Below are 8,801 nucleotides of genomic sequence, written 5' to 3' on the forward strand. Positions count from 1 at the left end.
GTACCAAAACTCCTCTTAAATAAATTTCCTCCTAAATCTCATCCATAAAAAATAAGAAACGAGTAAAATAAAGGACTTTCCAATAAAAGAATAGACAATATTCCACTTAACATCTTGAAGAACTCCCATTCTGAGCAAAGCATATTCATCAAGCATTAAAATTAAAATTGCCACGAAAAGAATGAAACATTTTGCTGTTTTTCGATTGAATCTCAACGAAATCTCAAAAAAGAGAACGATCAGAAGCGGAAGAAGAAGTAATCTCTCAAAAGCATAAGCCCAAAAATCCCCTAACTTCGTCGATACTTTTATCCAAGTTAAATTAACATATATGATCCACGATAACGGGTGCATGAGCAGCCACACGACAATCCAAATAAAAAGTATTTCAAAAATATGCATTTTTTTTGGCGTAACACAAAATGAAATGAGGATTAATAAAGTGACGGATGATATGATGGAAATATTCATAAATTCCCCTTATTGAAACAGGTGATGGGATAAATCAAATACCTTCCACTAATAAAAAATATGCTGTTAGGGTAATTCCTCCAGCGCAGGTTAGCTTAATAAGAAGAAGCATTTTTTCCATATTCATTATTTATTTTGGTTTCTAAGTGCTTCTCGGTCGATGGATTGGGGAGGTTTTTCAAACCATCCATGGTCAATTAAGATTTTTGCCCCTTCCACTGCATAAGCCCCGATCCTAAGGATGTACCCTTCATAATTGACCGTTAAATCTTTTCGCAGTGAGGCGGCAATGGCAAGTCCAAAATCCCCAAGACCAATAGCACTTTGTGCATTCGTATGGAATAACATTAATTTATCTGAAAATGGCGCGTCTTTACTATTTGTAACAGTGGAATCCCACGTGGAAGGATAAGAATTATCATCTTCTTTTAGTTTTATCATAAAATCTTCCACCATTTTCTTTCCTAATTCATATCCATCTTTAAAGTAATCACTAATTTTTTTGGATTGAGCGACTTGACTAAATCCTAATAGGATTGTTTTCGCCACATTTGCGACTTCGATATTAACCCCTAAATGGGCTATTTCAATTCCAAGGAGCGGCCGGCGATGACCTACTAATCCACCAAGGAATTTTTTATCTGTAACAAACTCCACTTTATCAGGATAAGAAATATACGGAGCTCGGATAAAGAGCCCTTTTTCCTGCATCACTTCTGTATTACAAGTCATACAACGTTTCTGTTTGGTTTGAAAACTGTTTGAACAAGTTACGAACGTCTTTACGTGCAGAAACGGACTTGGCCAAGCTATAGGAATTCAATCCCGTTCTCCCCATATGATGCAAGTAACGCATGTAGGTAACATCCGAAAAAAGTTTCTTAGCTTGCAAGTTAACATCTTGTTCCCCAAATCCAATTGGGAGGGGAATACCTTCTTTTGTAAATATATCGGATATTTGAGCCACATGGTCGTAAGAATAGCTAAGAGCAAGTTTAAGAATGGTTTTAATATCCGGATCTTCGCATGTTTATAAAAAATGTTTTAGAACACAAATAGACATGGTGTCACCAATATAGGTGCTCCACAACATCGAAATTTCAGCAGATGTTATTTTGGGTAAGTGTTCAACCATTAATATTCAATCCTATCACATATTTTCTTTTAGTATTTCTGTAAATATGGCAGATAATGCAAAAAAAGAAAGGGGTTTGTCATTTTACCAATAGATATCATCCAGTGGGGTAAGGCCACAGTGACAGTTCTAATGGTTTCTGATGATGATAGGGTATCCCCTGGTATTTTTAGACGGCACCAAAAACAATGGTATTTATACCCAATTTAGGGTAAGATTAGTATCGAATATTCACTTTTTGTAAAGGGGAGGATACATATGATCATCGTTACAACCGAAAATATTCCGAATCATAAAGTTACAGACGTATTAGGTCCAGTATTTGGTTTAACCGTAAGGGCAAGGGGAATTGGGAAAGATATCATGGCTTCTCTTAAGGGGCTGGTAGGAGGAGAAATAAGCCAGTATACAGAAATGCTAGAAGATGCCAGAAAACAAGCAATAGATCGAATGGTGAAAAATGCAGTAGCAATGGGGGCCAACGGTATTATTATGATGCGCTTTGACTCAGGCGAAATCGGCCAGAACATGAGTGAAATTGTCGCATATGGGACAGCTGTATTGGTGGAAAAGGAATAACACATGAAATGGATTTTGGGATTCTACGGTATCCAACTCTTTATTCTGCTTATACTAATTTTTTTATCTTGGCTTATTTGGGACCGCCGCTTTAAAGCAAAACATGGCAAACAAATACCTAAAGGATTTGTCCGAACAAATGAGGTATCAATTGATCCAACTACAAATAAAAGATTAGTTGTTTATTTTAACCCAGAAACCGGCGAGCGCTTTTATAAAGAGGAATAACGAAAATGACGGACACAACATAATAAAATTCGATTCTTATACATTAGTAAACTGATCTGAATTTTTAAAAAGGAACATTGGCAAGCCGCTAAATCGGGTGGTGACACCGGAATTTAGCAGCTTGTTTTTACTTTGTAATCTCATTTGGGATAGATTTTTCCAAAGCTGATTTTAAAAAATCAATATATACGAGAACCTCTTCTGGCAAAAACACATCGTTTCGTTTCACCAAGCCCACTTGAATTAGATTGCCTCCTTCCAAGGGAATCGAGATAATATTGGGGTTCATGTAATTCTTTACGATACAGCCTGTTCCCAGATTGTAGCTGTCTGTATTTGACAGGAGATTATTCATGGCCCCTCTATCCTTGAGATAAACTAGTTTCCCGATATTGTCGACATTCAGGGCTTCTTCGGCAAAATGCAGCAACATGTCGTCCTGCTGGTAGGTCAGATAAGGATAGTCCCTTAACTGCTCCAAGGTAATACACTCGAGGTGTGCCAGCGGGTGCTCTTTTCGTAGAAAGACGTGCTGTTTCAATGAAGCCAGGGGAGTAAACGTTAGTAACTTTGTGGTGAAATAACGCTCAAAAAAATGCTTGTTTAAATCGCTCAGAGATAAGATCCCAAGAATACTTCTGCTTGCATACACGTCATCAATCACATCGGTTGTCTTACCCTCTCGAATCGCCAGCTCATATTTCCGCTTAGCAAAATAATCCATTAAATTGGCAACAGCCTCTATAGCGAAACCATAATGTTGAGATGATATAGAAAACTTGGTTACGTTTATTGTTTTCTCTTTGTTAAAATGATGGACCACAGACTCCATTTGTTCTAGAAGCTTTTTTGCGTAAAATAATAACTCTGTGCCTTCTTTTGTGAAGACAACGCCTTTATTCGTTCGATCGAGAATAGTAATCCCTAACTCAGTTTCTAGTTCACGGACCGCTTTGCTGATACTCGGCTGCGTTACGTAAAGTGCAGAAGCAGCTCTACTAATTGAATTATGCTTGGCAATCTCCACTATGTATCGAAATTGTTGGGGCGTCATGTCCTCACCTTCCCTTATCTTTTTGCTATAACTTTATCCTATAGCAAGGGGTTAAAAAGTTCAATTTTACGTTTTGTATGGAACATTCTACAATAAATGGAGAAAAAGAAATTTATTTTGAGAGGGAGAAAAACATGATAAGGGAAGCAACGCAAAAAGATTTAGCGGACATCTTAGATATCTATAATGATGCCATTCTCCATACTACTGCTGTATACTCCTATCAACCGCAAACGCTTGAAAGCAGACAAACCTGGTATGAACAAAAGATGGCTGATGGTTATCCAATAATAGTATGCGAACTAGATCATAAAGTGGCTGGATTTGCGACATTCGGTCCTTTTAGAGCATGGCCCGCTTATAAATATTCCATTGAACATTCTGTTTATGTAAATAAGGAATACAGAAAAAAGGGAATTGGGACTTCTTTAATGAAAGAATTAATCGCTATTGCCAATGAACGAGAGTATATGACCTTAATTGCTGGAATTGATGCAGCAAATGAAAAAAGCATTGCCATGCATAAAAACTTTGGCTTTGTTCATTCAGGTACAATAAAAAAGGCGGGTTTTAAATTCAATAGATGGCTAGACTTAGCATTTTATCAATTAGAGCTTAACGGACCTAAACGTCCTACGGAAGAATAAAAAAAGGCCACAGGGACGGTTCTCCTGGTTTCTGATTGGGTTAGTGAAAACCAGAAGAAACGTCCCCTTGATCCAAAATTCTACAAAATCCCCGTTCTAGCAAATTAATTAATCATTTGATTAAAAGTGTAGTAAAGCTTATTAATTAAGGATTTTATTAGATATAAGGGTAAAATTTTTGTCATTTAATCAAACGATTATTTAAAAGTGGCTTTAGCACGCTCCACCACTAAATTTCTCCTTTAAAGATCCAATAAAAAATGTCGAAAACGGTATTTTACGATATCTTCTTTCCCATGCAATCATAAAGCTTTTCAATTTAGGAAAAATTATAAAAGGTACTAGAGACAGTGCAATGGTGGTGAAAATTTATTGAAAAAATTAGTCCTATTATTCGTCGTCTTTGCCGGCTATTTTCATTCGATTCCACTAGCAAAGGCCGAGGTTCAATTAAAAACAGAGGATGTTGCTTATATTCAAATAAAGCGCTTATATGGAGGAGCACATGTTTTTAGAGAAACCGATGGTTATGAAGAGCCTGTTATCAGGAAGGTTGTTGAATGGATTAACAATGCAAGTCCTGTAAAAGAAGAAATAGAGATAGTTAATAAACAACCACCAAATGCCGTATTAAAAATAAAAATGAAAAACGGCAATGTTGCATTAATCGAACCTGCATATAACTGCCTTGTTCAAAACCAAACAAAAACTTGCACGTTGTCGTATAACGATGTCATTTATACCCGAAATGATCAAAAAGAACGATTGAGATCCGTTGAGCTTTTTGATTGGCTGCTGGCAGGGTGGAAATATGAAAATACAGAGCCTCCCAAAGATTCGAAAGAATGGTTGATCAATGATATTTTAATGGTTTTGTTAGGTTCAGAAATAGAAAAAGCGGTTAACAATTATTACTCCGCATATTTAACTCATTCACCAACGGTCTATCCTTACGAAGTCGAAATCGTAAATATAGAAAGAATCGGTGGATTCCGTAGGTTTCATTTTTTTATCACAATAGAAACAACACCGGTAGTTGGAGCTCATAACCCAGTTGGAAAGGACAGATTAACGTTTGAGATAGCACCACCGATACCTGATCAAATCAAGCTAAAAAGATTTGAACATATTGAATCATATGAGCTGCCTCCACATTTGCAAAACTTAATTAAAAAAAGCCAATGAACTCTTGTTTCTGTTTCAGGATACATTAAAGACTCTCCACTTATGGGGAGATAATAAAAATGCATCCATAAAGAATACGGCTTTTACCAATAGAAATCATCCATTGGGGGAATTGGCCGGCTTTCTAATTCTTTTACTACCTGAGTGATATCTTCTGACCCGTTAACAATCACCTTTTTAATAACCATTTTGCGACATCCGCTTTCCCTTTTTTTGTCCTGTATGAATTGATAGGCTACCTTAGGAATTTCGCTTTTATTCCTTGCATAAAAATATCCACCTGTAGAAACACCTGCACCTTCGATAATTAAGTTAACATCCATTAGGAACTCCATAATATCACCTCTCCTTTATTATAGAACATACGTTTGCTCTCTAACACAAAAAAAGCTTGAAGTTGATTCCACTGGAGGGTTCTCATGGTTTATGATTAGTCAAAAAAATTGCCCTCAAGACTGTTCGAAACAATCCATGAGGGCGTCCAGTAATAATATATAAGGGGGTCTAGAAAAAGCATGTCTTAAAGATAGCTCTTTATTCTTAAGATAGTCTTAACATACTGGAGTAGTGGAAAGTTTTCTTTATTAAATATTCCCGCACACGGTTCCTCCAAGATATCAGATAAAACGACAATATTCCCCAGGTAATGATTAGATTCGTTCCAACCTACTTGATTCTACAAATTATCTTCTTTTCCTACGCTACACAAACGTTTGATTAAAGAATACTCCAAGCCTATCTGCTATTGGCTTTTCCATGTAATACGGTGAAAAGATTGTCGATTTCTACATCACATTTTCTTTGCCGAGGGTATATCGCTGCCCGATATACGTTACCTTAAATTGCTCTACCCTTAGGTAGTTCGAAAAATCTAAGGTTTTGGAATGGGAATTTCTAGAGTATCCACTTTTGAACCATCTTTCGCTGAAAACACAAATAATTCCAATTTGATGTCATTCGTAGTTACTAACTTTTTTGCAAAGGTAATTTCAAATTCTCCCCAGGCAGGTGCACCTTCTGTTTGATACTTATCATCGAGCAGCACTTTTTCTCCGTCGTAAAGAGCATATTGAAATACACCTTCAAAGACTTGAGCCTTCCCTGTTACAATGATTTTATCTCCGGATTCAGCTACGGCCACATCTTTAAACACTTTGTTTGCATATACCTTATCCTCTGCTGCATGTGATTTTGGTTCATTTTGATTTGTTTTTTCATCCTGATGTTGATTACACGCAGCTAATCCAATAATGGCTGTAAATATAGCAAACAAATATGCGATTTTTTTCACTATTTGCCCCCCTTTAATTAAATTTTATTCAATTTATCATAGGTGTATTTACTCACCACAAAAAAACACACGATATTTTTCTACATGAAATGCCGTGTGTTTCTCCGAGTATAGTAATGATTGCACCTTCAATAAATCCGTTAGTAATTTTCCTCCAGATCCAATTGTAGCTTACTATAACAGATAAATAATTCGTTCAAGATAAATTCAGCGGTATATCGTTTTGGATCTTGTAAGTGTAAATCAAATAGTTTCTTGGTAACGGCTCCTAATGATAATTGTTTCAATTCCTTTTCGTTGAGTAAATAGGAATGATCATTTTTCATTGGTCGTTTCCCCCTAATTGTTATATTCCCCCCCAAGGTCCAAAGTCATTAAGTTCTTTTCTATTTGTTCATCGCACAAAGGAAACGCTTACATATTTAGATTTGAATAGAATGGAGTAAAAAAAGTTTCATATAAGATTGAGGATAAAGGATTTCCTTTCGCTTCATGCACAATCAATTACTTTGTAATTTTTATGTGAAATAACGGTTCTATTTCCTCCAAACTCCAATTCCGTCTTATTTTCAATTATATTGACAATGACTGAATTTTCATTGACCTTCTCAACGATCCCGATGATTCCGTTTTTAAAAAAGATTTGATCCCCTATTTCTGCGATCTTCTTTGCCTTGAATTCCATTTTATTCCCTCCAATTTAAACTTTATCATTCTCATTTCAAAGCCTGTTGCTGGTTGATTTTCTTATGACCTTAGTAATGGTGAATCTCTTCAAATATTTGGAGATAACATAATTACCTCATAATTTGTACGCGTCCTGCCTCCCTTTAAGAAATAACCAATTTATATCATAGTTAAATATAATTATAGTAATAGAATTATAACATTAGAATATATAAAATATAGTGTTTATTATGAAAAATCAAAAATTTAGGGATAAAAACCTATAAAAAATGCCACAGGGACGGTTCTCTTGGTTTTGATGGGAAAGTCAATTTTTCAAACAACGGAGAAAAACCAGAGGAACTGCCCCCATTTGGGCGGTTATAGGCACAGGAATTTATAGAAATACCCTATGTATTTTAATCATTAAAGAAGATGGTTGCATTAAAGCGATCTTTTCGGTACGGGTCATAAAATCCATCTGTAATGGTCCAACCAGAAAAGTCTTCTTTTTTATATAATTTATGTTCTGACCTATGTGAACGAATTGGGAGTTCACCAATCAAAAGAGCTTTTTTCGCTACGCGTTTTAATTCGCTAATAGCTTGTTGTGCGTATTCCTCGGAATCAAAGTACAGAAATACACCATAACAAATTACTTTATCAAAGCTTTTATCCTTAAAAATAATATCATTTGCTTCTCCAACTATTACAGAATTACCCAGGATTTCAATATGTTTTTTAACAAGAGTAGGAGAGTAATCAATTCCTACATATTCGCAATTTAAATATTGAGCTAAAGCGCCCGCGCCACAGCCAACTTCAAGAACCCTATCGGTTGGTTTGATATCTAATGCTTTTACGATTTGGGCTGCTACCTCTGGCATATTAACCTGCGTAGCCTCATATCCGTTATAGGCAAGCAAATCTTCTTGTGAGCCAGATACTTTACCTTTTCTGGTCCAGATTTCTCTCCATGTTTCTTTTGGTTGTTCTAAATTTGAGTTTTGTGATTCTACTTTTGGTGTTTGATTCATGATCATATCCTCCATATATTGGGTGTGCCTCCCCTTTACTTATGTTCAAATTTTGAACATAATTACAGTATAAATAAATATATGTGTGTAAAGAAGAACTTAGTTCAAAAATTAACAAAGAAGATTATTAAATAGAAGAATAAAAAAACACAAAAAGCCTGTGGATGGTTACATAGAGAAGGTTTTTACCAGATTTTTCATCAGACTTAAAGAAGTAACTTAATTCTTCTGTAACAGTAAATTTACAATTAAACCTTATAATCAAGGAAAATATATTTATGGGGTGATACGATGCTTACACTTTGGCATAAATGTAGAAAGAACTATTTTCGAACGCTTGCGAACAATTGTTTGTGCGAGAATTTAAGAAATAGGTTTTTAATGAAAGCATCTTATCATAGGCATAAATTAATTAAAGAGTACTATGCATGTAATTCATACTTTGATCACATGACGCACATATTCAGTTCAAAAATGAGATAAAAAAAGCCGGGCTTTGGTCGATAAG

General features: G+C 35.5%; 13 protein-coding genes. 4 read left to right on the forward strand and 9 right to left on the reverse strand.

The window, feature by feature from the left end; translation table 11 throughout:
- Nucleotides 1-15: 15 nt before the first annotated feature.
- The 3 genes from V7161_RS06615 to V7161_RS06625 form a co-directional block, all read right to left on the reverse strand.
- Nucleotides 16-471 carry a hypothetical protein gene (locus V7161_RS06615; RefSeq protein WP_335443320.1) on the reverse strand — a complete coding sequence of 152 codons (456 nt, stop codon included), beginning with the start codon at nucleotides 469-471 and terminating at the stop codon, nucleotides 16-18.
- Nucleotides 472-597: 126 nt separating this feature from the next.
- Nucleotides 598-1,203, reverse strand: a complete 606-nt coding sequence (locus V7161_RS06620; RefSeq protein ID WP_335443322.1) for a DUF3231 family protein — start codon at nucleotides 1,201-1,203, stop codon at nucleotides 598-600.
- Nucleotides 1,193-1,438: a DUF3231 family protein gene (locus tag V7161_RS06625; protein ID WP_335443324.1), complete on the reverse strand. Its 246-nt coding sequence runs from the start codon at nucleotides 1,436-1,438 to the stop codon at nucleotides 1,193-1,195. Before V7161_RS06625 ends, V7161_RS06620 begins: the two co-directional genes overlap by 11 nt.
- A 426-nt stretch (nucleotides 1,439-1,864) precedes the next feature.
- Between V7161_RS06625 and V7161_RS06630 the strand changes: the two genes are divergently transcribed.
- Together V7161_RS06630 and V7161_RS06635 are read left to right on the forward strand one after the other, a co-directional pair.
- The gene (locus V7161_RS06630; RefSeq protein WP_335443326.1) at nucleotides 1,865-2,185 is read left to right on the forward strand and encodes a YbjQ family protein; all 321 of its coding nucleotides are present in this window, start codon (nucleotides 1,865-1,867) and stop codon (nucleotides 2,183-2,185) included.
- 3 nt (nucleotides 2,186-2,188) lie between these two features.
- Complete coding sequence (locus tag V7161_RS06635; RefSeq protein WP_335443328.1) at nucleotides 2,189-2,413, forward strand: hypothetical protein; 225 nt, start codon at nucleotides 2,189-2,191, stop codon at nucleotides 2,411-2,413.
- A gap of 127 nt (nucleotides 2,414-2,540) precedes the next feature.
- On the opposite strand, the gene V7161_RS06640 is transcribed toward V7161_RS06635, so the two are convergent.
- Nucleotides 2,541-3,467, reverse strand: a complete 927-nt coding sequence (locus V7161_RS06640) for a LysR family transcriptional regulator (protein ID WP_335443330.1) — start codon at nucleotides 3,465-3,467, stop codon at nucleotides 2,541-2,543.
- 134 nt (nucleotides 3,468-3,601) lie between these two features.
- On the opposite strand from V7161_RS06640, the gene V7161_RS06645 reads away from it, so the two are divergent.
- Both V7161_RS06645 and V7161_RS06650 read left to right on the forward strand, forming a co-directional pair.
- Nucleotides 3,602-4,114 (forward strand): GNAT family N-acetyltransferase, encoded by a 513-nt coding sequence (locus V7161_RS06645; protein WP_335443331.1) that lies wholly within the window; start codon nucleotides 3,602-3,604, stop codon nucleotides 4,112-4,114.
- Nucleotides 4,115-4,486: 372 nt separating this feature from the next.
- Entirely contained in the window at nucleotides 4,487-5,299 is an 813-nt protein-coding gene (locus tag V7161_RS06650; RefSeq protein ID WP_335443333.1) for a DUF3888 domain-containing protein, read from the forward strand.
- A gap of 83 nt (nucleotides 5,300-5,382) precedes the next feature.
- Here V7161_RS06650 and V7161_RS06655 read toward each other — a convergent pair whose 3' ends face one another.
- From V7161_RS06655 to V7161_RS06675, 5 genes are all read right to left on the reverse strand, one after another.
- A complete protein-coding gene (locus V7161_RS06655) occupies nucleotides 5,383-5,634 on the reverse strand; it encodes a hypothetical protein (protein WP_335443335.1) in 252 nt (83 codons plus the stop codon).
- Nucleotides 5,635-6,170: 536 nt separating this feature from the next.
- Complete coding sequence (locus V7161_RS06660; RefSeq protein WP_335443337.1) at nucleotides 6,171-6,590, reverse strand: Gmad2 immunoglobulin-like domain-containing protein; 420 nt, start codon at nucleotides 6,588-6,590, stop codon at nucleotides 6,171-6,173.
- Nucleotides 6,591-6,730: 140 nt separating this feature from the next.
- Entirely contained in the window at nucleotides 6,731-6,916 is a 186-nt protein-coding gene (locus tag V7161_RS06665; protein ID WP_335443339.1) for a hypothetical protein, read from the reverse strand.
- 164 nt (nucleotides 6,917-7,080) lie between these two features.
- The gene (locus V7161_RS06670) at nucleotides 7,081-7,275 is read right to left on the reverse strand and encodes a DUF2187 family protein (RefSeq protein ID WP_335443341.1); all 195 of its coding nucleotides are present in this window, start codon (nucleotides 7,273-7,275) and stop codon (nucleotides 7,081-7,083) included.
- Nucleotides 7,276-7,675: 400 nt separating this feature from the next.
- The gene (locus tag V7161_RS06675) at nucleotides 7,676-8,293 is read right to left on the reverse strand and encodes a class I SAM-dependent methyltransferase (RefSeq protein WP_335443343.1); all 618 of its coding nucleotides are present in this window, start codon (nucleotides 8,291-8,293) and stop codon (nucleotides 7,676-7,678) included.
- Nucleotides 8,294-8,801 lie beyond the last annotated feature (508 nt).

It is taken from the genome of Neobacillus drentensis (genome assembly GCF_036965425.1).
GTDB lineage: Bacteria > Bacillota > Bacilli > Bacillales > Cytobacillaceae > Neobacillus > Neobacillus drentensis_F.